The organism is Rhodococcus sp. ENV425 (genome assembly GCF_002887785.1).
Taxonomy (GTDB): domain Bacteria; phylum Actinomycetota; class Actinomycetes; order Mycobacteriales; family Mycobacteriaceae; genus Rhodococcus; species Rhodococcus aetherivorans.
On sequence record NZ_PCZU01000237.1, the window covers coordinates 1 to 803 of the forward strand.

The 803-nt window shown below is 77.5% G+C and carries 1 protein-coding gene; it reads right to left on the reverse strand.

Annotation, left to right across the window (positions count from 1 at the left end; translation table 11 throughout):
- Positions 1 to 803 (reverse strand): AMP-binding protein (locus CQZ88_RS20345; protein WP_146034344.1); only part of this gene is annotated, 803 nt, incomplete at both ends.

The window sequence follows — 803 nt, forward strand, 5'->3', positions numbered from 1 at the left end:
CCGCCCAAAGGACACACCGGCCCAGCGGGCCAGGTCGCCCGTGCGGTACCGGCGACGACCGCCGTCGGCGGCGACGAACCGCCTCGCGGTGCGGCCCGGGTCGTCGCGGTACCCGTCGGCGAGCCGCTCCCCCGCGAGGTACAGCTCCCCGGCCACGCCGGTGGGCACGGGCCGCAGCCGCTCGTCGAGCACGACGGCCTGCACCCCGCGCACGGGGGTGCCGATCACGACGTCCGCGCCGGGCGCCAGCGGCGGCGAACAGGTGGCGAAGACGGTGGCCTCGGCGGGGCCGTAGCCGTTGTAGAGGCGACGGCCCGCACCCCACCGGGCGACGAGCTCGTCGCTCACGGCCTCGCCGCCCAGCATGAGCACCCGCAGGTCGGGCAGCGCCCGCGGCGGCACAGTCGCCAGCGCCGACGGGGTGACGCACGCGTGCGTGATGTGCTCGCCGGCGAGGAGGTCGGCGAGGGCGTCGCCGCCGTACGCGTCGGGCCCGGCGACGACGAGGGTCGCGCCGGCGGTGCCCGCGACGAGCAGCTCGAGCATCGCCGCGTCGAAGCTCGGCGACGCGACGTGCAGCATCCGGTCGCCGGGCGCGGCGGCGAACCGCTCGGCGAGGTCCTCGGCGAGGGCGCTCACCCCCCGGTGGGTGATGGTGACGCCCTTGGGGTTTCCGCTGGTTCCGGAGGTGAACACCAGGTAGGCGGGCGCGCCGGGGCCCGGGTCGGCCACCGCGACACCGCCACCGTGAAAGCCGTCACCGTGGGAGCCGGCGACGTCGAGCCACGTCACGGCGGCGGGCA